We start from the raw sequence: 23,367 nt of genomic DNA, 5'->3' as shown, positions 1-23,367 counted from the left end.
GATTCGGGAGATTCGTAAAAATTGCGCAAAATTGCGCGGGAGAAGGGTTACCGCGCGACGCGAGCTGTGCGAATCAGCTGGTGCGGATCAAGATCAGCGGAGCGCGGCCCAGGCCTGGTGCGCGGCGCCGAGCAGACCGGCGTTGTCCAGCTGAGCGGGTACGACGGTCAGATCCGCCACGAACGGCAATTGCGCCAGCCGCTTGACCCACGCCTGCACCGGGTCGAACAGCACCGGTCCGGCCTGCGCGACCCCGCCGCCGATCACGACCGTGGTCAGGTCGACGGTCACCGCCGTCGCCACGATCCCTGCGGCCAGCGCCTGCGCGCCGTCGTCGAACGCTGCCAGCGCGAGCTCGTCCCCGGCCGCCGCGTCGGCAGCCAGTACTTCGGCGTCCACGTCCTCGTCCGTACGCCAGCCGCTGCGCTGCGCCCGCGCGACCATCCGCGGACCGCTCGCGTACGCCTCGACGCATCCGTACGAACCGCAGGCGCACGCCTCGCCGTCCTGGTCCACGACCACGTGACCGATGTGGGCGGCGTTGCCGGACTGCCCGACCAGCGGCTTGCCGTCGACCACCAGGCCGCCGCCGACGCCGGTCGACACGACGATGCCGAGCAGCGTGTGCGCGCCGCGGCCGGCACCGCTCCAGAACTCACCGAGCGCGAAGCAGTGTCCGTCCATGCCGAGCGCCACCGGTACGTCGCCGGTCAGCGCGCGCACCCGGTCGACGAGCGGGAAGTTGCGCCACCCGGGGATGTTCACCGGGGACACCAGACCGTGCTTCTGGTCGAGCGGACCGGCCGAGCCGATCCCGACGGCGAGCGGCGTCAGCTCGGGCGCCTGACCGCGGATCCGGCCGATCAGCTCACCGAGCGCGCCGAACACCTGGTCGGCGCCGCCGGACGGGGTCCGGATCCGGTCGCCGGTGAGAATCGTGCCGTCCGCGGACACCAGAGCGGCGGCCATCTTGGTGCCGCCGATGTCGATTCCCAGCACGGATTCCCGCGCCACCACTGTGCCGTCCCCCGTGTCGTCTACGGTGTCGTCGCTCATCGTCCCCCCGGTCAGGGCGGTCAGGTCGAGAGACAACGTTATCTGTAGTCGGCCCGAACAGACAGGGGTGATTCCTGGTAATCACGGAAAACCCGCAGGAAGGAGGCCGTTAACGGTCGTGAGAGCGCTTGACAACGATGCCCCTCGGAGCCTGTCGAGGCGGAGATTTGTCAGCCCTGCGTGACCGGCTGGCGCGGCCGGCCCGGGCTGCGAGAGGGTTGGGGGATGAGTGCTCAACTGGATCGTGACGCGGCCGGATCGCTGGTCGTCGGCTTCACCGGGACGACGGCTCCCGACGACCTGCGCCGCGCGGTGGCCGGCGGACTCGGGGCGGTCATCCTGTTCACCCGGAACGTCGCCGACGCCGAGCAGGTCGCCGCACTGACCGCCGCGCTCCGTGCCGAGCGCCCCGATCTGATCGTGGCGATCGACCACGAGGGCGGCGAGTTCAGCCACCTCGCCCCGGCGAACCCGTGGCCGCTGGCATCCCCGCGGCTGCTCGGCGACCTGGACGACGTCGAACTGACCCGTGCCGCCGCCCGGGACGCGGCCGCGACGCTGGCCTCGCTCGGCATCGACCTGATGCTCGCGCCGTCGGTCGACGTGAACAGCAACCCGGCGAACCCGATCATCTCGACCCGCTCGTTCGGCCGGACGGCGGACGTCGTCTCGCGGCACGGTGTCGCGTTCGTCGAGGGCGTCCACGACGCCGGCATCGCCGCCTGCCCGAAGCACTTCCCGGGTCACGGCGACGTCTCCGTCGACTCGCACACCGACCTGCCGCGGGTGGACCGCTCGATCGAGGAGGTACAGGCCGTCGAGCTGGCGCCGTTCCGCGCGACGATCGCCGCGGGCGCCGACGTCGTGATGAGCGCGCACATCATCTTCTCGGCGTACGACGACAAGCCGGCGACGCTCTCGCACCGGATCCTCACCGGGCTGCTCCGCGACGAGCTCGGCTTCACCGGTGTCATCACCACCGACGCGCTCGAGATGCAGGCGATCACCCAGGGCCGCTCGATCGAGGACGCCGCGGTCGCGTCGATCGGCGCCGGCGCGGACCTCGCGATGATCGCGGTCGGTACGGCGGACCCGCAGGCGCTCACGGCCCGTGTGGTCGACGCCGTACGGACCGGAACCCTCCCGGCCGAGCGGGTCGCCGACGCCGCGGCCCGGGTCCGTACGCTCGCCGCCTCGCTCGGGCAGCGTTCCCGGCGGGCCGGTCTGGACGGCGCCCCGATCCGCGAGGTAGCTGCGCGGGTCGTGGCCCGGCAGGCGTTCCCCGCGCTCGGCGCAGCGCCGTACGTCGTGGATCTGACGCAGGGCCTGCACCCCGCGTGGAACCCTTATTTCTCAGGGCTTCCGGAGATCTTCACGCGGGTGGCGCCGCAGGCGGACGGCGTCGTACTGCGCGGCGAGCACCACCTCACCGCCAACGGCGAACCGCAGAACGACGCGATCGCCCAGGCGGCGAAGGCAGCGCAAGGCCGCCCGCTGGTGATCGCCGTCCAAGACGCCGGACGTACGCCGTGGATGCGCGCCGCCCTGAACCACCTGGTGGAAGGTCACCCGGACAACGTCTTCGTACTCTGCACTGGCATCCCCGAAGACCAGGCGCTGGTGCCCGCAGGCGTCCCGTCCGCAACCACGTCCGGCCGCAACGTGATCGTCCTGGAAGCGATCGCTCGGGAGCTGACCCGCTAGGGTACGGACCGCCAGGCCATCACAATCCAGCGCGCCGAGCGCGCCTGAGCGGGGCACGGGCCCCGACGGGCGATTGTGATGGCCTGGGCGTCCGCACCCTCACGGACGGCAGGTGAGTTCCAGGTCCAGGGCGTGCAGTTCGACGTAGTTCAGGGCGTGGCGGACGGCGCCTACTGAGACGATCGCGTCGCCGAGGGATGACACCGCGACGCGGAGCGGGGTGCTGGTGTAGCGGGGGAGTTGCTCCTCGAGGTCGGGGAGCAGCGCAGCCGCCGCCTGGGCGACGGCGCCGCCGATGACGACCAGTTCCGGGTTGAAGAGGGTGCCGAGGGTGGCGATCACCCGGGCGGTCCGGTCGGCGATGTCGTGAAGGATGCCCTGGGCAACCTTGTCGCCGTCCGCTGCGGCCCGGAACACCTGTTCCGCCGTCACTTCACCGTCGGTGGCCAGTTCCCGCAGTGATGTCTCCACCGCCTCGTCCGCGACCGCCGCGGTCCCGTCCTCGCGCGCGATCCGGGCAATACCGTGGGTGTCACCAACGCCTTCAATCAGCTTCAGGAACACCATCTCGCCGGCGCCGCCGCGACTGCCGTGCAGCAGCCGCCCGGAGTCCATCAGCCCGGACCCGAACCGCTCGCCGGCCAGCAGTACGACGAGGTCGTCGACGTTGCGCGCCTCGCCGCGCCAGTGCTCGCCGAGCGTCGCGAGGTTCGCGTCGTTCTCGAGCAGGACCGGCCAGCCGTGCAGTTCGGTCAGCCGCGAGGACAGCCCGGAGTCGAACCGCCGCCAGAACTCGTCGTCGACGAGCAGGTTCCCGTCCCGGTCGACCGGCGCCGCGACCCCGACACCGGCGGCGAGCACCTCGGCGTCCGACACCCCCGCGGACGCCAGTGCCTCGACCACCGTCTCGTGCACGAGCTCGGTCCGCTCGCCGGGCGTCTTCACGCCGGCGATCGACCGGCCGACCTTCGCCACCGTCTCGCCGCGCAGGTCGGAGACCAGCACCGTCGTCCGGGCCGCGCCGATGTCGATGCCGAGCACGTACCCGGCGTGGCTGTTGAACTCGAACCGCCGCGACGGCCGCCCCACCGACGTCCGTCCCGGATCGAGCTCGACCACCCAGCCCATCGAGATCAGGTCGTTGCAGACCGCGTGCACGGTGGCGCGGGTGAGCCCGGTGGCCTCGATGAGGCCCGTTCCGGTCATCACCCGTGCGCGGGTCAGCACGCCGAGTACCTTGCCCGCGTTCACCCGGCGCAACATCGTCGGCGTGGCCGTGGGCGGGGTAGCCGGTGGTTTCGCCATGAAAGCCCCTTGACCTCGTCGTTGTTCCACCGCAGAATACATGCAGATTCTAAATTTAGAGCCTATATATAAACCCCGGGTTACCGGCAGATTTCCGAGTGAGGCGATCGTGACGAGTCCGCAGACGACCCAAGCCACCCGAACGACACCGTCCGACTGGTGGCGGCAGGCCGTCGTCTACCAGATCTACCCGCGCAGCTTCGCCGACTCCAACGGCGACGGCGTGGGTGACCTGCCCGGCATCATCAGTCGAGTCCCGTACCTGGTGGCGCTGGGGATCGACGCGGTCTGGCTCAGCCCGTTCTACCCGTCCGCGCTGGCCGACGGTGGCTACGACGTCGACGACTACCGCAACGTCGACCCGCGGCTCGGCACCCTGTCCGACTTCGACCAGTTGGTCGAGGCGCTGCACGCCGAGGGCATCAAGCTGATCGTCGACATCGTCCCGAACCACACCTCCGACCGGCACGAGTGGTTCGTCGAGGCACTGGAGGCGGCCAAGGGACACCCGGCCCGGGACCGGTACATCTTCCGCGACGGCAAGGGTGACCAGCCGCCGTCGGACTGGGACTCGGTCTTCGGTGGTTCGGCGTGGGCGCAGACCGACGACGGCCAGTGGTACCTGCACATGTTCGCCGCCGAGCAGCCCGACCTGAACTGGGAGCACCCCGAGGTCCGCGCGGACTTCCTGGAGACGCTGAAGTTCTGGTCCGACCGGGGCGTGGACGGCTTCCGCGTCGACGTCGCGCACGCGCTGGTGAAGGACCTGTCCGAGCCGTTCCCGTCGAAGGCCACGCTGCCCCGGCAGTCCGAGTCGTACGGCAAGCACCCGCTCTGGGACCAGGACGGCGTGCACGAGATCTACCAGGACTGGCGCAAGCTGTTGAACACGTACGACCCGCCGCGGTCCGCGGTCGCCGAGGCGTTCGTACCGGCGGCCCGCCGGCACCGGTACGCGAGCGCCGACGGGCTCGGGCAGGCGTTCAACTTCGACCTGCTGCAGGCCGACTTCGAGTACGAGAAGTTCCGCAAGGTGATCGAGGCGAACCTCGAGTTCGCCGAGCAGAACGGGTCGTCGTCGACGTGGGTGTTCTCGAACCACGACGTGGTCCGGCACGCCACCCGGTACGGCCTGCCGAAGAACCCCAAGGGCGGGTGGCAGGACGGTAAGGACTGGCTGCTCAGCAACGGCACCGAGCCGACCGTCGACGTCGCGCTCGGCCTGCGCCGGGCCCGCGCCGCGACGCTGCTGATGCTCGCGCTGCCCGGATCGGCGTACCTGTACCAGGGCGAGGAGCTCGGTCTGCAGGAGGTCGGCGAACTGCCGGCCGCGAACCTGCAGGACCCGGCGTACTTCCGGTCGAAGGGTGCCGAGAAGGGCCGCGACGGTTGCCGCGTCCCGATCCCGTGGACGGTCAACGGCCTGTCGTTCGGGTTCGGCTCCGGCGGCTCGCACCTGCTGCAGCCGAAGTGGTTCGGGGCGTACTCGGTCGAGGCGCAGCAGGACGACGTCGAGTCGACGCTGAGCCTGTACCGCAAGGCCCTCGCGGTCCGGCGTGGGCTGCGCACCGGCAGTGCGCTGACCTGGATCGACGGCGCCGACGACGTACTGCACTTCGTCCGCTCCGGCGGCTGGCAGTCGGTGACGAACTTCGGCGCGGCCCCGATCGAACTGCCCGACGCCGCCGTGGTCCTGTCCAGCGGTCCGCTCGACGGCGACAAGCTGCCGAGCGACACGACGGCCTGGCTGATCTGAGCCAGGCCCCCAGAACGCGCCCCGGTCGACCGTCCCGAGACGGTCCTCCCCCTGTGTGACCGGGGCGTACCCGCCGGTGCGGGTGTTGTGGTGGATGCGGCGGGGCGGCCGCACCAGCACGCCGTCACCGGTACCGGCGGACATGGTCGTGGCGGGGGCACCGGGCGGTTGCCCCCGTCGCGATCCATGCAGCAACGACAACTGTCAAGATAAACGTCGTGACGACGCTTGGGGATGTACTCGCGGTACTTGATCGGCTGTACGACCCTGCCTGGGCGGAGGACTGGGACGCGGTCGGCCTGGTCACCGGCGATCCCGATCAAGAGGTACGGCGGGTGCTGTTCGCCGTCGATCCGATGCGGGCCGTGGTCGACGAGGCGATCGACGGCGGTTTCGACCTGCTCGTCACGCACCACCCGCTGTTGCTGCGCGGAGTGAACAGCGTCGCCGCGACGACACCCAAGGGCCGGGTGATCACCGACCTGATTCGTGCCGGTGTCGCTTTACATGTGTGTCACACGAACGCCGACAACGCGAACCCCGGTGTGAGCGACGCACTCGCCGCCGCGATCGGCCTGCGCGACACCCACCCGCTGAAGGCAATGCCGGCCGAGCATCAGCTTCCGAGCGGGCTGGGTGGTGGGCGGGTCGGCGTGCTCGAGGAGCCGTTGCCGCTCAGGGAGTTCGCGCGGTTGGTTGCGGAGAGGCTGCCGCGGACCGGGCACGGCGTGCGCGTCGCCGGTGACCTGGACCGGATGATCGGGACCGTCGCGGTGGTCGGGGGAGCGGGCGACTCGGAGTTCGCCCGGGTCCGCGAGGCCGGCGTCGACGCGTACCTGACCGCGGACCTGCGGCACCACCCGGCGACCGAGGCGCAGGCGTACGGTGACCCCGCGCTCGTCGACGTCGCGCACTGGGCCAGCGAGTGGCCGTGGCTCGCGGACGCGGAGCGCCTCCTGCTCGAAGGTCTCGCGACCCGAGGCAGTACCGTGGACACTCACATCTCAACACTCTGCACGGACGCATGGACGCTGCGGATCTGAGTACGCCGCCAACGATCTAAGGAGCCGACTCTGAACGCCGAGCCCGCCGTCCAACGCCGGCTGCTGGACCTGCAGGATCTCGACCTGCAGCTTGATCAGGTCGCGCACAAGCGCGCGTCGCTGCCGGAGCACCAGGCGCTGAAGGAGCTGGCCGCCGAGAAGTCCGTGGTCGACCGCGAGCTGGTCACCGCGGACACCGAGGTCAGCGATCTGCAGCGCGAGCAGAAGAAGGCCGACACCGATGTCGAGCAGGTCCGGCAGCGCCGGGCCCGGAACCAGCAGCGGCTGGACTCCGGTCAGGTCACGTCGCCGCGCGACCTGGAGAACCTGCAGCACGAGATCGGTTCGCTGGACCGGCGGATCTCCGACCTGGAGGACGCCGAGCTCGAGGTGATGGAGAAGCTCGAGGCCGCCGAGGTCGTACAGACCGACCTGCGCTCGCGCGCGGAGGCGTTCGCCGGCCGGCAGACCGAGCTGGAGACGTCCCGCGACGCCGCGATCAAGGAACTGGACGAGCAGCGCGCCGGGGTGGCCGACAAGCGTGCGGTCGTCGCGGCGGAGCTGCCCGAGGGGCTGATCGCGCAGTACCAGCGCCTCCGTGAGCACAACGGCGGCATCGGTGCCGCGCCGCTGGTGGGCAAGCGCTGCATGGGTTGCCGGATGGAGCTCGCGCCGTCCGACCTGAACGCGATCAAGGCCGCGGCACCTGACGCCGTACTGCGCTGCGAAGAGTGCGGCCGCATCCTGGTGAGGACGGCGGACAGCGCGGTATGAGCTACAACCACGTCATCGTCGAGGCTGACGGTGGATCGCGGGGGAACCCGGGGCCGGCGTCGTACGGGGCGCTCGTGCGGGATCCGGTGTCCGGCAAGGTCATCGTCCAGCAGGGTAAGACGATCGGGATCGCGACGAACAACGTCGCGGAGTACTCCGGGCTGATCGCGGGCCTGGAGCTCGCCGCGGAGTACGCGCCGGACGCGTCGATCGAGGTACGGATGGACTCCAAGCTGGTCATCGAGCAGATGGCCGGGCGATGGAAGATCAAGCACCCGGACCTGCAGCCGCTCGCGATCAAGGCGCAGGGCCTCGCACCGTTCGGGACCGAGTGGACGTGGGTGCCGCGCGCGCAGAACGCGGCGGCGGACGCGCTCGCGAACAACGCTCTCGACGGCGTACCGATCCCGCTGCAGCCGGCCGATGCGCAGGTGCCTGCGGCGCAGCCGGTCGCGCCGCCGAGCGATCAGCAGAAGGCGATGCGTGGTTGGGGTGCGCAGGCCGAGCCCCCGACCCAGCTGATCTTCCTGCGGCACGGCGAGACGCCGCACACCGCGGAGAAGCGGTTCTCCGGTTCCGGCGGCGACGACCCGTCGTTGAGCGAGACCGGCCGGGCGCAGGCGGCCGCGGCGGCGGAGTACATCGCTCGGCTCGGTGGGGTCGACGCGATCGTGACGTCCCCGATGCGGCGGACCCGGGAGACGGCGGCCGTGGTCGCCGAGAAGCTCGGTTTGGATGCCGTGGTCGACGAGGGCTGGGTCGAGTGCGCGTTCGGTGACTGGGACGGGCACACGTTCGCCGAGGTCCAGGAGAAGTGGCCGGACGCGCTGAACGCCTGGATGGAATCGACGACGGTGGCGCCGCCCGGCGGTGAGTCGTTCGACGCGTGCGCCCGCCGAGCCCGCGCCGCCCGGGACGGTCTGCTGGCGCGTCACCCCGGCAAGACGGTTGTCGTGGTCACCCACGTCACCCCGATCAAGCTGATGGTCCGATCGGTGCTCCAGGCCCCGATGCCCTCCATCTTCCGGATGGAACTCCGCCCCGCCACCATCACCGAAGCCCACTGGCACGCCGACGGCCTGGCGTCCTTACGCTCCTTCAACGTGGTGCCGCAGCTAGTCTGACCCCATGCCGCTGCAGAGGGTTCGTTTCGCTGAGGGTGTGCCGGAGGTCTTCCGGGCGTCGTTGCAGGACATCCGCCGGGAGCAGGAAGTACCGGCGGAGTTCCCGGCCGAGGTGACCGCTGCCGCGCTGCAGGCCGCCCGGAACGTACGGCTGCCGGACCTCGATCGGACCGACCTGGAGTTCGTCACGATCGACCCGCCGGACTCGATGGACCTCGACCAGGCGTTGCACATCGAGCGCAGCAACAGCGGGTTCACGGTCTACTACGCGATCGCCGACGTGGCCGCGTACGTCCAGGACGGCGACCCGATCGACACCGAGGCGCGCCGCCGCGGCGAGACGTTGTACGCGCCGGACAAGCGGACCCCGCTGCACCCGCCGGAGCTCTCCGAGGGAGCCGCCTCGCTGCTGCCCGACCAGGTCCGTCCCGCGCTGCTGTGGACGGTCACGCTCGACGCGACCGGCGAGATCACAGGCGTCACCTGCCAACGCGCCTTGGTCAAGTCGCGCGCCAAGCTCAACTACGCCGGCGTACAGAAGGACCTTGATGCCGGTACGGCATCCGAGTCGCTGCAGCTGCTCCGCGAGGTCGGGAAGCTCCGCGAGCAGCGCGAACTCGAACGCGGCGGCGTGAATCTGCCGATCCCGGACCAGGAGGTCGTCACCTCCGACGGCGGCTGGGGACTCGAGTTCCGCGCACCGCTACCGGTCGAGGGCTGGAACGCGCAGATCTCGCTGCTCACCGGGATGGCCGCCGCGCAGCTGATGATGAAGGGCCGGATCGGCATCCTGCGGACGCTGCCCGAGTCGCACGACGACCTGCGCCGCAAGCTCGGCAACACCGCGAAGGCGCTCCGGATCGACTGGCCGGCCGAGCTGTCGTACGCCGAGTTCATCCACGGCCTCGACCCGAAGGTGCCCGCGCACGCGGCGATGCTGGCGGCCTGCACCGTACTGTTCCGCGGCGCCGGCTACACCGCCTTCGACGGCACGGTTCCGGACAAGCCGCAGCACGCCGCGATGAAGGCGGAGTACGCGCACGTCACCGCGCCGCTGCGGCGCCTCGTCGACCGCTGGGCCGGGGAGATCTGCGTCGCGCTGTCGGCCGGCGTCGAAGTACCCGCGTGGGTGCGCGAGTCGATGGACGAGATCCCGAAGATCATGGACGACGCGGACCGGCGCGCGCACGCGTACGAGCGGTCGATCGTCAGCATGGTCGAGGCCGGGCTGGTCGCGGACCAGGTCGGCGCCGCCTTCGACGGCGTGATCACCGATGTCGACGAGAAGGAGAAAAGCCGCGGCGTCGTCGCGCTCACCACGCTCGCGATCGAGGGCCGCGTCACCGGTACGGACCTGCCGCTCGGTCAGCAGGTCCGCGTCAAGCTCGTCGAGGCCGACATCGCCAAGCGCACTGTGGCGTTCGAGCTAATCGGCTAGGTAGTCCTCGACCGCAGCGGTAGTCCGCTCCAGGTCGCCCGTCGCCAGCAGGTCGATCAGCGCGCCACGCAGCATCGCCAGTACGGCCGTGCGGCGGGCCTCGGTCTGCCCGGGTTCGCTCGCCTTCAGCAGTTCGAGCCAGTCGTCCACTGTCGAGCGGGCGAAGTCCGCCCACGGGCCCTCGGGCGCCACCAGCGAGCGGCCGTACGCCTCGACCCAGAACGTCATCAGCGGCCGGCGTTCCGGCGCGGCCAGCCAGGTCCACAGCTCCCGGGCGATCACGGTCAGGCCGGGCGGGGCGGCGTAGCGCTGCTCGGTCTCGCGGAGCAGCTCGAGCTGGTCGGCGCGTCCGCGGGCGAGCAGGGCCCGGATCAGGCCGTCCTTGCTGCCGAACAGGAACAGCAGCACGCGCGGGCTCGAGCCGATCGCGCTCGCCAGCGGGCGCAGCGACAGGTCGGCCAGCCCGTGGGTGAGCGAGTAGGAGTACGCGCGCTCCAGCAGTTCTTGCTGTCGCGCGGATGGAGCTTCCGTTGTGGTCGGCACGGGTCTAGTATTGCTCACTGAAACAGTCGTGTCAGTAGATCGGGTAGGGTTGATGACGAAACTGATCAGGAAGCTGGGGCAGCCCGGAGACCTCGGCTGGGTGGTGCAGGCGCACGCGGAGATCTATGCGCAGGAGTACGGCTGGGCCGTGGCGTACGAAACGCTGATCGCGCAGATCGTGGCGCAGTACGCGACCGACCACGACGACGAGCGCGAGGCCGCGTGGATCGCCGAGGTCGACGGGGAACGGGCCGGGAGCATCTTCTGCGTCCAGGGGCCGGACGAGACGACGGCGCAGCTACGGCTGCTGCTCGTGACGCCGGCGGCACGTGGGTTGAAGCTCGGCGCGGAACTGGTCGACACGTGTCTGGAGTTCGCGCGGTCGGTCGGGTACAAGCGGATGGTGCTGTGGACGAACGATCCGCTCGTCGCGGCCCGGCACATCTACCTGTCGCGCGGGTTCCGGCTGACGGGTTCCGAAGTGCACGAGATGTGGGGCGACCGGCTGACCGGGCAGACGTACGAGCTCGACCTCTAGCGTTTGCAGACCGGTGCGCCGGGGGCTGCGGTCTTGTAGATCACGTGCGACAGGAAGGTGTTGAGGTAGCCGCTGGTGACCGTCAGCGCGTGGCGTGGGCCGACGCTGCCGAGCGGCAGGAACTTCCGCAGCGGATAGGCGAGGTAGTACACGCCGTAGTCGGTGAAGTTGAAGTGGCGGGTGCCGGGGATCGTGGCGCACCACGACGTACCGGTACTTGCCTTGAGCAACGACAAGGCGCGGTCGCGGTCGGTGTCGTTCTTGGCGTCCGGGCCGCAGACGCTGGTGATACAGGAGTTGTCGGCGCCGAGCAGCATCATCGGCGCCTTCACGCCCTTCCTCACCACGTCGCCGAACTGGCTGCCGTCCAGGTCGACGGCGGCCGCGCACCGTGCGTCCAGGCGGCAGGCCTCCAGCGCGGCGGCGCCGCCGAACGAGTGGCCGACGTACGCCGGACCGACAGCGGACTCGACCGAGTTCGGCAGCTCCTTCGCGACCATGCCGGCCGCGAACCGTGCGTCGGCCGCCCAGATACCGACGAGATGATCGCCGACCTGCTGCGAGCTCTCGCTGCTGTCGCCGAGGTTCGACGGGTTCGCCTCGGGCTTGCTGGCCACGACCTGACCGCCGAGCACGGTGAGGTTCGCGCTGTACGTCGGGGTGACACCGGCGACCAGGTATCCGTGACTGGCCAGGTCCTCGGCGAGCGCGGCGTACATCGGAGCGGACAGGCCCATGCCCGGCATCAGCACGACGACGGGGAACTTGCCCGGCGCGATCGCGACCCGGTCGAGGGCCCGGTCCTGCAGCGTGTCGAAGGGGCCCTGGAAGATCGAGATCGGGGCCTTCAGGTGCAGGCCGTTCCAGTCGTCCGGTGCGTACTGGACGTGCTGGCCGGTGGTGGTCTTGGCGACCGGGTACCAGAGCCAGACGGCGAGCCGGCGCGGACCGTCCGCGTACGGATCGCGGCGCGGCGTGTCCGTCCACTCGAACGTGCGCCGCCCGACCTGGAAGTCACCGGTCGTCTCCGGGAGCGACACCGGCTCGGATCGCTGCACGAGCACCCAGCCGACGTACCCGGCCCCACCCAGCAGCACGATCAGCAGCAGGATCACGACCCCAGTACGCACCCGCCTCCGCATGTCCCAACCTTCTCACTCCGGCTGGGTCGGCCGGGGGAGAAACTCCTGCGGTCGATGTCGAACTGAGACCGGCGGCTCCGACGTACCCGGTGTTCTGTTGGGTTCAAGGAGGAATGGGAATGAGTTTGCCGGATGTGGTTGGGCGTGACGAGTGGCTGGTGGCGCGGCGGGAGCTGCTCGCGGCGGAGAAGGAGTTCACGAAGCAGCGGGACGCGTTGAACACGCGACGGCGGGAGCTGCCGATGGTGCTGGTCGACAAGCCGTACGCCTTGACCGGAGCGGACGGTCCGGTTGGGTTGGCGGACCTGTTCGAAGGGCGGCACCAGCTGGTCGTGTACCACATCATGTACCCGCCGGAATGGGACGCGGCCTGCCCGAGCTGCACCGGGTTCGTCGACGACATCGGATCGCAGCGTGCGCTGAACGAGACCGACACCACGTTCGTGCTGATCTCCCGCGGACCGTACGAGAAACTCGCCGCGTACAAGGCCGAGCGGGGTTGGCAGCATCCGTGGTACTCGTCGGCCGGGACGGACTTCAACTACGACTACCACGTGACGCTGGACGAGTCCGTCGTACCGTTCGAGTACAACTACCGCTCGAAGGCCGAGTGGGACAACCGGCCCGACGCCGGCTTCATCCAGCAGGACCAGCCCTTCGACCTCCACGGTCTGAGCTGCTTCCTCCGCGTCGACGAGCGGGTCTACCACACGTACTCCACGTACGGCCGCGGCCCGGACGCCATGACGTTCTCCACCAACGCGCTCGACATGACGGCCCTCGGCCGCCAAGAACCCTGGGAGAAGCCGGAGGGCCGCTCCGTACCACCAACCGAGCACTGCCACTGAGCACAGGCGTTCGAGGGTGAAGGGAACGGGCCGGTCTGTAAGCCGGATTCTGTGGTGGCGATCATCCATCTACGGTGACCGTTGCCGGGCACCTCCAGCGGCCTACCCGCGAGCTCGGGCGGGCCGCCCTCGAACGCTCGCGCGGACGGTGGTCTCCCACCGCCCTTCTTGGCCTTGCTCCACGTGGGGTTTACCTAGCCTCCGCAGTCACCTGCGGAGCTGGTGGTCTCTTACACCACCGTTTCACCCTCACCCGCACTCCTGTGAACCACGGGGTTCACCGGAGCCGCTGGCGGTCTGTTCTCTGTGGCACTGTCCCGCGGGTTGCCCCGGGTGGGCGTTACCCACCACGCTGCCCTGTGGAGTCCGGACTTTCCTCGGCGCCCTGGTCACGAGTACCAGGACGACGCGATCGCCCGACCGACCCGTTCCGTACCGTCAGGATACGGCCTCCGCGGAGACCTCCGGCCACAGGCCGTCCGGTCCGCGGTGGTACGGCCGTACGTCGACCACGGCGTCCAGGTTCAACGGCCCGTAGATGTGCGGGAAACTCATCCCCGTACCGTCCAGGTCCTCGTCGCAGAGCGCGGACACCAGCCGGGTGGTGTCGATCACCAGCAGGAACAGCGGCCCGTCCACGTCGTCGTACGCGAAGTTCGCGACCATCGCGACCTGTTCGGAGCGCGAGGCGTGGATGAAGGTCGCGCCGTCGTCGAGGCTCTTGCCGCGCGTCGACCACCGGTAGCACCCGGCCTCGACCGCCGCCTCCCACTGGTCCGGGAACGCGATGTGGAAAATCGTCGCCATAAAGGCAACGCTAGTGGTTCCGGGCGTGGATTAAGGTGCTCGACATGGCGAACGAGGAGCAGACGGACACCGAGACCAAGCGCGCGGAACCGGCCGACGACCTGGTCGCGACGCAGCACGCGATGACCGTCGACGGGCAGGAGTTGCGGTACACCGCGACGACCGGGCGGATCGTGCTCCGCGAGGAGGTGTACACCGACGGCAAGTTCGACGGGCTGAAGCCCAAGGCCGAGGTGTTCCTGACGGCGTACACGCTGGACGACCCTGATGGCTCTGGCGCGAAGGACCGGCCGGTGACGTTCGCGTTCAACGGCGGGCCGGGTTCGTCGAGCATCTGGCTGCACCTCGGGCTGCTCGGGCCGCGCCGCGTGGTGTCGGGTGACGCCGGTGCGCTCGCGCCGCCGCCGTACGAGCTGGTCGACAACGCGGAGACGCTGCTGAAGTACAGCGACGTCGTGTTCATCGACCCGGTGTCGACCGGGTTCTCGCGCGCCGCGGAGGGGGAGAAGCCGGCCGACTACCACGGGTTCACCCGCGACCTGGAGTCGGTCGGCGAGGTGATCCGGCTGTGGACGTCGCGCAACGGGCGATGGATGTCGCCGAAGTTCCTCGCGGGGGAGTCGTACGGTACGACCCGCGCGGCCGGGCTCGCGGCGCATCTGCAGGAGCGGTACGGGATGTACCTGAACGGCGTGATGCTGATCTCGGTGGTGCTGGAGTTCGGGACGCTGGACTTCACGCCGGGCAACGACCTGCCGTACACGCTGTTCCTGCCGACGTACGCGGCGATCGCGCACTACCACGGGCTCGTCCCGGACCGGGAGCTCGACGAACTGCTCGCCGACGCCGAACGGTTCGCGGCCGGGCGGTACCCGAATGCGCTTGCCCAGGGCAACAGGATTCCGGCGGACTACCGGGCCGAGGTGGTCACCCGGCTGGCTGCGCTGACCGGGTTGAGCGAGGACTACATCGACCGGGTGAACCTGCGGATCGAACACGGCCGCTTCTACGCCGAACTGTTGCGCGCACGGCGCCTGATCGTCGGCCGCCTGGACGGGCGCTTCGCCGGCTGGGATCCGGATTCCGGTGGCGAACGGCAGGACCGCGACCCGTCGATGAACGCGATCACCGGTCCGTACTCGGCCGCGCTGAACCACTACGTGCGGGTCGAGCTCGGCTACGAGAACGACGTACCGTACGAGATCCTCAACATGGACGCCGCGAAGAACTGGTCGTTCAAGGAGTTCGAGGGCCAGCAGATCACGGTCGCGGAAAAGCTCGCCGAGGCGATGCGCGTCAACCCGCACCTGAAGGTCTACGTAGCCTCCGGCCACTACGACGGCGCCACCCCGTACTTCGCCACCGAACACACCCTGGCCCGCCTACAGATCCCCGCCGAACTCACAACCAACATCGAAACCAAGTACTACCCAGCCGGCCACATGATGTACATCCACGAACAATCCCGAATCCAACAATCCACCGACCTGGCCACCTTCATCCAGTCCGCCTCCAACCGCTGACGGCGTACTGGGTGATTGTCACGGGAGGGTTAGTACTTCGGCGGCGGTGTCGGTGACGACCAAGGTGTGTTCGAACTGGGCGGTGCGGGACTTGTCCTTTGTGGTGGCGGTCCAGCCGTCTTCCCACAGGTCGTAGTCGTACGTGCCCAACGTGAGCATCGGCTCGATCGTGAACGTCATGCCCGGCTCGATCACGTCGTCGAAACGCTCGTCGTCGTAGTGCGGGATGATCAGCCCGGAGTGGAACGACGTCGAGATGCCGTGACCGGTGAAGTCACGCACCACGCCGTACCCGAACCGCTTCGCGTACGACTCGATCACCCTCCCGATGATGCTCACCCGCCGCCCGGGCCGGACCGCCTTGATGCCGCGGTTCAGCGCCTCCTGCGTCCGTTCGACCAGCAGCCGGCTCTCCTCGTCGACGTCACCGACGAGGAATGTCGCGTTGGTGTCGCCGTGCACACCGTCGAGGTACGCGGTGATGTCGACGTTGACGATGTCGCCGTCCTCGAGCGGCCGGTCGTCGGGGATGCCGTGGCAGATCACCTCGTTGACCGAAGTGCACAACGACTTCGGGTATCCGCGATAGCCGAGCGTCGACGGGTACGCACCACGGTCGATCAGGTACTGGTGCCCGACCGCGTCCAGTTCGTCCGTCGTCACGTCGGGCTTCGCCGCGGCACCGACCGCCTGCAACGCCTGCGCGGCCAGTTTGCTCGCGACGCGCATCTTGTCGACCAACTCCGGCGACGTCACGTACGAACCGTCGAACGGCGTCGGCGCCGCCTTGCCGACGTATTCCGGACGGGTGATGGACGCGGGTACGTCGCGGCGCGGCGAAATGACGCCAGAAGTAAGGACAGACATGGTGAGATCATTCTAGAGAGCCGCGACAAAGACCCCGGGAGGTGGTCATCCAGATGAGCGACGATCACAGCAACGAGTGGTACTACAACACCAAGACCGGCAAGGTCGAGCCGTACCAGGGTGCGAAGTCGGGCGACCGGCTCGGTCCGTACAGCTCGCCGGAGGAGGCTGCCCGCGCGCTGGAGAAGGTCCAGGAACGCAACGAGAACTGGGACAACGACCCGAACTGGGAAGACGACTGACAACGTGCCGAGGGGCACCACCGCGCAGTGCGGTGGTGCCCCTCGGTTGTGTTGCGTCAGCGAGCGGCCTTGCGGGCCGGCGCCTTACGCGCCGGAGCCTTCTTCGCAGCGGTCCGCTTCACCGCGGTCTTCTTGGCGGCCGTCCGCGCGGGCGCCTTCTTCGCGGCAACGCGCTTCGCCGGCGCCTTCTTCACGACCGTCTTCTTCGCCGGGGCCTTCTTGGCGGCGACCTTCTTGGCCGGAGCCCGCTTCGCCGGCGCCTTCTTCGCCACGGTCTTGCGGGCCGGAGCCTTCTTGGCCGGGGCCTTCTTGGCGGCGGTCGTCCGCTTCGCGGCCGTCGTCTTCTTCGCGACCGTCTTCTTGGCGGTCACCTTCTTCGCCGGGGCCTTCTTCGCAACGGCCTTCTTCGCGGTGGTCTTGCGGGCCACGACCTTCTTGGCCGGCGCCTTCTTCGCCACCGTCTTCGTGGCCGCGGTCTTCTTGGCCGCACTCACCTTCTTCGTCGCTGTCTTCTTTGCTGCGCTGACCTTGCGCGCGGTTGTCGTCTTCGCGGCGCTGGCCTTCTTCGCGACAGTCTTCTTGGCGGGAGAAGCCTTTTTGGCTGTCGCCTTCCCTGCGGCTGCCTTCTTGGCTGGCACTCTGCCTCCTTGGTGCGGCTGAGGAAAACCACGGTGGATTCCTCGTCGTCCTGATGATGACAACACTTGTGCGTTACGTAAAGCACCGGAAACACACCCAGGCTAAGGCGAACTGGCGGCGTGTCGGGGCACAAATGCCGAAAATCCTTGTAGAGAAGGGATTCCGCCGCGCCAGCAGCATGCCGGATGCCCGGAATATTTTCTTCGCGACACGCGGCAGTTTCGCCCCCGAAAGTGCCGGATCGGCGAGTGTTGTCCTCGGCAACGTCCTGCGAACAGAGGAGCTGAAGCACGTGTACGACGACCTGGACAACGTCGTCGAACTACCGCGCGAGGTACGTCGGGTGGTCAGCATCGTGCCGTCGTTGACGGAGTCGATCGCGATCACCGACGTAGAGAAAATCGTTGGTGCGACCGACTGGTGTACGCATCCCGCGGACCTCGACGTGGTGCGCGTTCGCGGTACCAAGAATCCCGACCTCGATCGCATCCGCGAGCTCGCACCGGATGTCGTCGTCGCCAACGCCGAAGAGAACAGAGCCGTCGATCTCGACGCGTTGCGCGCCGACGGAATCGCGGTCTGGGTGACCGCGCCGACGACCGTACCCGAATCACTCGACTCACTCGGTCGCATGCTGTCCGCGATCATCGGCACCGAACCACCATGGCTGCACGCAGCACGCGACGTGTGGAGTACGCCGTACGACGGAATGCGCCGGCGGGCGGTCGTACCGATCTGGCGTAGACCATGGATGGCACTAGGACGGGACACGTTCGCCGGCGATCTGCTCGCGCGTATTGGTATCGACAACATCCTGAGAGATTCCGGTGAACGCTATCCCCGATTCGACCCGGACGCGTTACCCGAGTACGACATCGCGGTACTCCCGGACGAGCCGTACGCGTTTTCACCGGACGACGGACCGGAGGCTTTCGGCAAACCCGCGAAGTGCGTATCGGGCCGGCATCTGACCTGGTACGGACCGTCACTCGTCGAGGCACGCCGCCTGCTGAGCGGACAGCTCGGTGCCCCGTGAGTGCTGAGGCTCGGCGCTATCGGCGCCCATGCACGCACCTCGCGGCACTTCGCCAGCGCCCACGATGCTCCGCATCGAGGTCACTGCCGAAGCACCCCGATGCACGCACCTGGACACCGCTATCGCTCGAGCCTCAGCACTCACGGGGCACCAGCGTGACGTCCGCCACGATCGGCGCTCGACGTCTGGACGGGTTAGGTATGCCTCACCTACGCTCACCGGGTGCCGTCGATGACCGCGAAGAAGAAGTGCTGCAAGGACAAGCCGAGGTGCAAGAAGTGCCCGGTGGTCCTGCTGCGCCTGTCCAAGGCAGGCTGCGCCGAGCGGCTCGATCGCGTGCACTACAAGGTGGACAAGAAGATCCCGAAGAAGGTGCTGAAGGAAGCGCGCGCCCGCTGAGCTACGAGGCCCTCCGCAACGTGATCGCGTCCGTGGCCTGACGGAGCAGTCCCGGGATTGTGACGTGCGCGGCCAGACCGGTCGCCTCGAGGTCGTCGCCGTACCACCAGCCATGTTCGCTGATCGTCTGCTGCTCGATCTCCTCCTGGTTCGCGAACGTCACGTCGACGCGGTCCACCGCGACCGCGAAGAACGTCTGCCGCTGGACGATCAGGCTGCCGCTGTACTCGAACTCGATCGTGTTCGTCGCCACCGGTGCACCGAGTTCGCCGGCCGGCAGTTCGATCCCGACCTCCTCGCGCAGTTCGCGGCAGGCCGCCTCGGCGATCGTCTCGCCGTCCTCGACGCCGCCGCCGATCGTGAACCAGTACGTCGTGGCCGGCTTCAGCGGGTCCCACCCGTGCAGCAGCAACACCTTGCCGTCCGGGCGCACCGGCAGTACGCGGGCCGTCGTCCGCCGCCGAACCGTAGCTTCAGTCACACCACAAAACGCTAGAGGACAGTGCCCACCGGGCGTCGACCAGTGCGGCGCGTCTCACAGTTGTTGCCGTCCACATCTACGATCGGACACATGGCAACGATCGGGCTGGGTCTTGCGGCGCTGGGGCGTCCTGGGTACATCAATCTCGGGCACGACCAGGACCTGCCGCCGCGGCGTGCGGTCGAGGACCTGCGGGTACGTACGCACGAACTGCTCGAGCAGGCCTGGCACGCAGGTGTTCGGTACTTCGACGCCGCGCGTTCGTACGGGCTTGCCGAACAGTTCCTCGGCGAGTGGCTGACACCCGAACGCCGTCGCCAACTCACTGTCGGCTCGAAGTGGGGCTACACGTACGTCGCTGACTGGCGGCACGACGCGGACACGCATGAGGTGAAGAGCCACGACCTCGCGACGTTCGAACGGCAGTGGCCGGAGACCTTGCAAGCGCTTGGCGGACCGCCCGATTTCTACCTCGTCCACAGCCTGACCGCCGACAGTCCTGCGTTGGAGGACAAGCGTTTGCTGGATCGTCTTCGCGAGTTGGCCGACACCGGCGTACGCGTCGGCCTCTCCACGAGCGGCCCGCGCCAGGCCGAGACACTCCGCAAGGCACTGGCGTCGGATACGCCGTTCACCGCGGTACAGGCGACCTGGAACGTACTGGAAACCTCTGCCGGCACCGCACTTGCCGAAGCGCACGACGCCGGCTGGTTCGTCGTGATCAAGGAGGCGGTCGCGAACGGCCGTCTGACGGCACGTGCCGGCGAAACCCCGTTCAACGAGTTCGCGCGCCAGCACCGCGTTGCACCGGACTCGCTCGCGATCGGCGCCGCGGTGGCTCAACCCTGGGCGGACGTCGTCCTCAGCGGAGCCACCACGACCGAACAACTCGAGAGCAATCTCGCGTACCACGTCGACGGCCCGCTCCTCGAGTTCACCCAGCAACCCGAGGAGTACTGGACCGAACGCTCAGCCCTGCCGTGGATCTAGTAGTCGGGTGAGCGCTGCACGCTGAGCCCCCATGCTCGAAGCGGTGGGGCTCAGTGCGGTGAGCGGCTCCGGTGCGGGCACCGGGTCGCACTGCACGTCGGACCGGTTCCCCGGCACCCGTGCCGGTAGCGCACCGGTCAGCAGGTACGCCGCGATCCGGTCGTCCGTACACGAGACCCCGGACAGCGAGCCCGCGTGCGTGGTACCGCCGACACCTTCGATCAGGACCGAGTTCGGGAACGTCTTCCGGGTCTGCAACGCGCCCGAGTACGGCGTCGCCGCGTCGAGCGTCTCGTTGATCAGCAGCAGGCTCTTGACCCGCCGCCCGTCGACCTTGACCGGGTGACCGGCCTTCACCGGCCAGAACGCGCACGGTGCGTTGAACCACGCGTTCGCCCAGGTCAGGAACGGCGCCTTCGCGAAGTAGTTCCAGTTGTCGCGGCGCCACGTGTTCCAGTTCGTCGGCCACTTGGCGTCGGTGCAGGACACCCCGAGGTAGATCGCGAGCCCGTTGTCGTCGAACGGCGGGCCGCCGTACAGGTCGACCAGCGGCGCGGCGTCACCGTCGTGCACCCAGGCCGCGAACGCGTTCGCGACATCGACCCAGCCGTACACGTAGTAGGCCGCCTGCGTGAAGATGTCGGTCCACTCGTCCGGCCCGATCTTGCCGTCTGCCGGATGCCCGACGAGCTTCAGCATCTCCTTGTAGTAGAGCTTCTCGACCGCGGCCTCGGTGGTCCCGAGGTGCCAGGTGGAGTCGTGCGCGGCGACGTACGCGAAGAACACCTTGACGCTCTTGTTGAACGCGACGTCCTGGTCGAGGTTGGCCTGGTACCAGACGCGGGTCGCGTTCACGACGCCGTCGAAGACCGCGCGGCGCAGCCGGTCCGGGTACAGCGTGCCGTACACCTGGCCGAGGTACGTGCCGTACGAGAAGCCGTAGTAGTTGATCTGCGGTGCGCCGAGCGCCTTGCGGATGCTCTCCATGTCGCGCACCGAGTCCAGCGTGGTCAGATGCCCCAGCAGTGCATGCTGGGCGCTGTCACAGGCCTTGGCGTACGCCTTGGAGCGGTTGATCCACACCTGCTCGATCTGCTTCGTCACCGGGATGTAGAACGGGCGGTTGTACCCGGAGTAGTCCGCGATGCAGTGCAGCGACGGCAGGCTCGAACCGACACCGCGCGGATCGAAGCCGATCCAGTCGTACGGGTCGCCGCCGCCGTTCGGCACGAACTCGCCCAGCACCGACAGTGTCAGCCCGGAACCACCCGGTCCGCCCGGGTTCACCAGCATCGGGCCTTGCGCCTGAGCGTCGGGCGTCTTGTGTTTGATACGCGACACCGCGAGCTGGATCTTCGTCCCGTCCGGATGGCTGTAGTCCAGTGGAACCCACACCACACCGCACTGCGCACCGCGTCTTGCCAGCCCGGGGCTCGCGCACGGGCCCCAGTTGATCGGCGGCGGTGTGTAGCTCGACGGCTTCGCTCGGTCAGGTACGGCGCTCGCCGCCGGCAGCGACGTTACCGCCCCGGCCACCAACGCGAACGAAACCCCTGCGGCAACAACGAATCGACGGATCATGATCGGCCTCCCCTTTGCCGCGCAACATCCTGAACCCACCCCAAAGCAAGAACAAGAGTTTGTCAGCCGAAGAACCTGTTGTTTCGGAGAGCGACGTCACTCTCACGGAGCGTCGATCAACTCGCTTCCCGGAGCTTTTCGAGTTGGTTGCGAGCCGCGCGGAGTACCGGGTTGTCGTCCGGAACTCGGGGCGCCAAGGCTGCGACCACTGTCCGGTACGCTTCGCGAGCCTCGTCCACGCGACCCGCCGTCCTGTGGAGATAGGCCAGGTTGTTGAGTGTCCGCATCGTCTCCGGGTGGGACTCGCCGAAGAGATCTCGCTCGAGCTCCAACGCTTCGTTGTACAGCTTTTCGGCTTCGGTGAACTGTCCAGCTGCCTCACTGACCGCCGCGAGATTGCTGAGGTTGATGGCTACCTCCGGGTGCCGGCGACCGTGAGCCAGCTCGAAGATCTCAACAGCGCGACGAAAGCATCCTGCGGCCGCTTCGAACTGCCCCTGCGCCTCCAAGAGTCCGCCAAGAGCCGCCGTGTCTGCCGCTACCAGCAGGTGGTCGTTGCCATGTAGAGCGATCCGCATCGCGAGTCCGTCCCGAGAGACGACCTCGCCCTCGGCGTAGCGGCCTTCGCTGTGGGCAAGACCCGCCAAATTGTGAAACAGCGATGCCACCATGTCGCCGGCTGGATCATGTTCTTCGAAGATCGGTTGCGCGTGGGCATACATCTGCCGCGCGTCGGCAAACCGGCCGAGGTATTTGTAGACGACGCCAAGATCGTTCGATGCCCGGGCCGCGGCAAGGCTGTCCCCGCCAATGGTGATCATCACCTGCGCCCGAGCCTCGCGGAGTGTCGCTTCCGCATCGGTATAGCGCCCGAGATCGAGTTGCAGGCCACCGAGTTCCTGCCGGATGTCAAAGGCGAGCTGATTGGATGAGTCTTCGGCGGCGTCCGGATCAGCGGTCCACGAATATTCTTCGGCAAGCTCAATGAGAATGGCCTCGGCCTCCGCTGGACGACCGTCTTGCCGGAGTTGGCGAGCTGTTCCGAGACGGTTGCCGGCGGCGCCGTTTTCCTGCTCAGTAAATGATCTGTCCATCGAGGCTCCTGATGCTCTGATAGCTGCTGGAGCCAGGATTCCCGAGGGAGTTGGAGTTGGCCTGAACCTGACCTGTGCTGACATTCTTGCGATCGCCAGGACAGGTGCGAGCGGATGTACTCGCTCCACTCGCACCGTCCCTCACGCGACCGAAGTCACGGCAATCAGGCGCCACGCACGATAAGCGCGTGGTTCAGGTTCACGCCTCGACGAACCATGATTCTCTCCTCTCGTCTCTCTGGTGGCCGCGGGATGCAGGCCTGTTGACGCGAGAGTCGCAGAGGGATTTGGAGCTGGGCTGAATCAGAACTGACTCAGCGCAGCCGGGTACAGCGGCAATTCCGCCGCTGGAGTATTGCAATCTCTATGGTTTCGGAAAACAGGTGCGAGCGGGGCGAGTACACCCGCTCGAACCTGTCGTGTATTTGTATCCCGCG

General features: G+C 68.2%; 23 protein-coding genes and 1 other RNA gene. 13 read left to right on the top strand and 11 right to left on the bottom strand.

Translation table 11 applies throughout. The features are described 5' to 3' along the window. Positions 1-93: 93 nt before the first annotated feature. Positions 94-1,056, bottom strand: coding sequence for an ROK family protein (locus ACFYRU_RS37940; RefSeq protein WP_387668361.1), 963 nt, complete (start codon positions 1,054-1,056; stop codon positions 94-96). 225 nt (positions 1,057-1,281) lie between these two features. Here ACFYRU_RS37940 and nagZ point away from each other — a divergent pair, with 225 nt between their 5' ends. After that, positions 1,282-2,760 (top strand): beta-N-acetylhexosaminidase, encoded by a 1,479-nt coding sequence (gene nagZ, locus ACFYRU_RS37935; RefSeq protein ID WP_387668359.1) that lies wholly within the window; start codon positions 1,282-1,284, stop codon positions 2,758-2,760. Between the two features lie 99 nt (positions 2,761-2,859). Here the strand turns inward: nagZ and ACFYRU_RS37930 are convergent, their stop codons facing one another. Continuing rightward, positions 2,860-4,065, bottom strand: a complete 1,206-nt coding sequence (locus ACFYRU_RS37930; RefSeq protein ID WP_387668356.1) for an ROK family protein — start codon at positions 4,063-4,065, stop codon at positions 2,860-2,862. A 109-nt stretch (positions 4,066-4,174) separates the two neighbouring features. Here ACFYRU_RS37930 and ACFYRU_RS37925 point away from each other — a divergent pair, with 109 nt between their 5' ends. From ACFYRU_RS37925 to ACFYRU_RS37905, 5 genes are all read left to right on the top strand, one after another. Further along, positions 4,175-5,821 (top strand): alpha-amylase family glycosyl hydrolase, encoded by a 1,647-nt coding sequence (locus tag ACFYRU_RS37925; RefSeq protein ID WP_387668353.1) that lies wholly within the window; start codon positions 4,175-4,177, stop codon positions 5,819-5,821. A gap of 218 nt (positions 5,822-6,039) precedes the next feature. Then, the gene (locus tag ACFYRU_RS37920) at positions 6,040-6,864 is read left to right on the top strand and encodes a Nif3-like dinuclear metal center hexameric protein (protein WP_387668351.1); all 825 of its coding nucleotides are present in this window, start codon (positions 6,040-6,042) and stop codon (positions 6,862-6,864) included. 165 nt (positions 6,865-7,029) lie between these two features. Further along, positions 7,030-7,638, top strand: a complete 609-nt coding sequence (locus ACFYRU_RS37915; RefSeq protein ID WP_387668348.1) for a zinc ribbon domain-containing protein — start codon at positions 7,030-7,032, stop codon at positions 7,636-7,638. Next, positions 7,635-8,762: a bifunctional RNase H/acid phosphatase gene (locus ACFYRU_RS37910; RefSeq protein WP_387668346.1), complete on the top strand. Its 1,128-nt coding sequence runs from the start codon at positions 7,635-7,637 to the stop codon at positions 8,760-8,762. The genes ACFYRU_RS37915 and ACFYRU_RS37910 overlap by 4 nt, the downstream gene beginning before the upstream one ends. 4 nt (positions 8,763-8,766) lie before the next feature. After that, entirely contained in the window at positions 8,767-10,200 is a 1,434-nt protein-coding gene (locus ACFYRU_RS37905; protein WP_387668343.1) for an RNB domain-containing ribonuclease, read from the top strand. Here ACFYRU_RS37905 and ACFYRU_RS37900 read toward each other — a convergent pair. Beyond that, positions 10,189-10,743, bottom strand: a complete 555-nt coding sequence (locus ACFYRU_RS37900; RefSeq protein ID WP_387668341.1) for a TetR/AcrR family transcriptional regulator — start codon at positions 10,741-10,743, stop codon at positions 10,189-10,191. The genes ACFYRU_RS37905 and ACFYRU_RS37900 overlap by 12 nt on opposite strands. 52 nt (positions 10,744-10,795) lie before the next feature. On the opposite strand from ACFYRU_RS37900, the gene ACFYRU_RS37895 reads away from it, so the two are divergent. Further along, positions 10,796-11,281, top strand: a complete 486-nt coding sequence (locus ACFYRU_RS37895) for a GNAT family N-acetyltransferase (protein WP_387668340.1) — start codon at positions 10,796-10,798, stop codon at positions 11,279-11,281. Here ACFYRU_RS37895 and ACFYRU_RS37890 read toward each other — a convergent pair. Continuing rightward, positions 11,278-12,423, bottom strand: coding sequence for a hypothetical protein (locus tag ACFYRU_RS37890; protein WP_387668338.1), 1,146 nt, complete (start codon positions 12,421-12,423; stop codon positions 11,278-11,280). The two genes, ACFYRU_RS37895 and ACFYRU_RS37890, sit on opposite strands and share 4 nt — an antisense overlap. A 119-nt stretch (positions 12,424-12,542) precedes the next feature. Between ACFYRU_RS37890 and ACFYRU_RS37885 the strand changes: the two genes are divergently transcribed. Next, positions 12,543-13,271: a DUF899 domain-containing protein gene (locus ACFYRU_RS37885; RefSeq protein WP_387668335.1), complete on the top strand. Its 729-nt coding sequence runs from the start codon at positions 12,543-12,545 to the stop codon at positions 13,269-13,271. Positions 13,272-13,293: 22 nt separating this feature from the next. Here ACFYRU_RS37885 and rnpB read toward each other — a convergent pair. Together rnpB and ACFYRU_RS37875 are read right to left on the bottom strand one after the other, a co-directional pair. Further along, positions 13,294-13,699, bottom strand: an RNA gene (rnpB, locus tag ACFYRU_RS37880) — RNase P RNA component class A. Positions 13,700-13,709: 10 nt separating this feature from the next. Continuing rightward, a complete protein-coding gene (locus ACFYRU_RS37875; protein WP_387668334.1) occupies positions 13,710-14,078 on the bottom strand; it encodes a DUF952 domain-containing protein in 369 nt (122 codons plus the stop codon). Positions 14,079-14,122: 44 nt separating this feature from the next. Between ACFYRU_RS37875 and ACFYRU_RS37870 the strand changes: the two genes are divergently transcribed. Next, positions 14,123-15,601, top strand: coding sequence for a S10 family peptidase (locus tag ACFYRU_RS37870; RefSeq protein WP_387668332.1), 1,479 nt, complete (start codon positions 14,123-14,125; stop codon positions 15,599-15,601). Between the two features lie 18 nt (positions 15,602-15,619). Here the strand turns inward: ACFYRU_RS37870 and map are convergent, their stop codons facing one another. Further along, positions 15,620-16,468 (bottom strand): type I methionyl aminopeptidase, encoded by an 849-nt coding sequence (gene map / locus ACFYRU_RS37865; RefSeq protein ID WP_387668329.1) that lies wholly within the window; start codon positions 16,466-16,468, stop codon positions 15,620-15,622. Between the two features lie 53 nt (positions 16,469-16,521). Here map and ACFYRU_RS37860 point away from each other — a divergent pair, with 53 nt between their 5' ends. Then, entirely contained in the window at positions 16,522-16,710 is a 189-nt protein-coding gene (locus ACFYRU_RS37860; RefSeq protein ID WP_387668326.1) for a hypothetical protein, read from the top strand. Between the two features lie 56 nt (positions 16,711-16,766). On the opposite strand, the gene ACFYRU_RS37855 is transcribed toward ACFYRU_RS37860, so the two are convergent. Then, the gene (locus tag ACFYRU_RS37855) at positions 16,767-17,348 is read right to left on the bottom strand and encodes a histone H1-like repetitive region-containing protein (RefSeq protein WP_387668324.1); all 582 of its coding nucleotides are present in this window, start codon (positions 17,346-17,348) and stop codon (positions 16,767-16,769) included. Positions 17,349-17,641: 293 nt separating this feature from the next. On the opposite strand from ACFYRU_RS37855, the gene ACFYRU_RS37850 reads away from it, so the two are divergent. Then, positions 17,642-18,385 carry a helical backbone metal receptor gene (locus ACFYRU_RS37850; protein WP_387668321.1) on the top strand — a complete coding sequence of 248 codons (744 nt, stop codon included), beginning with the start codon at positions 17,642-17,644 and terminating at the stop codon, positions 18,383-18,385. A gap of 222 nt (positions 18,386-18,607) precedes the next feature. Further along, positions 18,608-18,784: a hypothetical protein gene (locus tag ACFYRU_RS37845; RefSeq protein ID WP_387668535.1), complete on the top strand. Its 177-nt coding sequence runs from the start codon at positions 18,608-18,610 to the stop codon at positions 18,782-18,784. A gap of 1 nt (position 18,785) precedes the next feature. On the opposite strand, the gene ACFYRU_RS37840 is transcribed toward ACFYRU_RS37845, so the two are convergent. Then, positions 18,786-19,265 carry an NUDIX hydrolase gene (locus tag ACFYRU_RS37840; protein WP_387668319.1) on the bottom strand — a complete coding sequence of 160 codons (480 nt, stop codon included), beginning with the start codon at positions 19,263-19,265 and terminating at the stop codon, positions 18,786-18,788. A gap of 90 nt (positions 19,266-19,355) precedes the next feature. On the opposite strand from ACFYRU_RS37840, the gene ACFYRU_RS37835 reads away from it, so the two are divergent. After that, positions 19,356-20,255: an aldo/keto reductase gene (locus ACFYRU_RS37835; RefSeq protein ID WP_387668316.1), complete on the top strand. Its 900-nt coding sequence runs from the start codon at positions 19,356-19,358 to the stop codon at positions 20,253-20,255. On the opposite strand, the gene ACFYRU_RS37830 is transcribed toward ACFYRU_RS37835, so the two are convergent. Together ACFYRU_RS37830 and ACFYRU_RS37825 are read right to left on the bottom strand one after the other, a co-directional pair. Next, positions 20,235-21,836 (bottom strand): alpha/beta hydrolase, encoded by a 1,602-nt coding sequence (locus ACFYRU_RS37830; protein ID WP_387668313.1) that lies wholly within the window; start codon positions 21,834-21,836, stop codon positions 20,235-20,237. The genes ACFYRU_RS37835 and ACFYRU_RS37830 overlap by 21 nt on opposite strands. 116 nt (positions 21,837-21,952) lie before the next feature. After that, positions 21,953-22,930, bottom strand: coding sequence for a tetratricopeptide repeat protein (locus ACFYRU_RS37825; RefSeq protein WP_387668310.1), 978 nt, complete (start codon positions 22,928-22,930; stop codon positions 21,953-21,955). Positions 22,931-23,367: the final 437 nt, after the last annotated feature.

The organism is Kribbella sp. NPDC004536 (assembly GCF_042873835.1).
GTDB lineage: Bacteria > Actinomycetota > Actinomycetes > Propionibacteriales > Kribbellaceae > Kribbella.
Note: the sequence above shows the minus strand (reverse complement) of the source record. Positions and strands in the feature narration are given on the sequence as shown.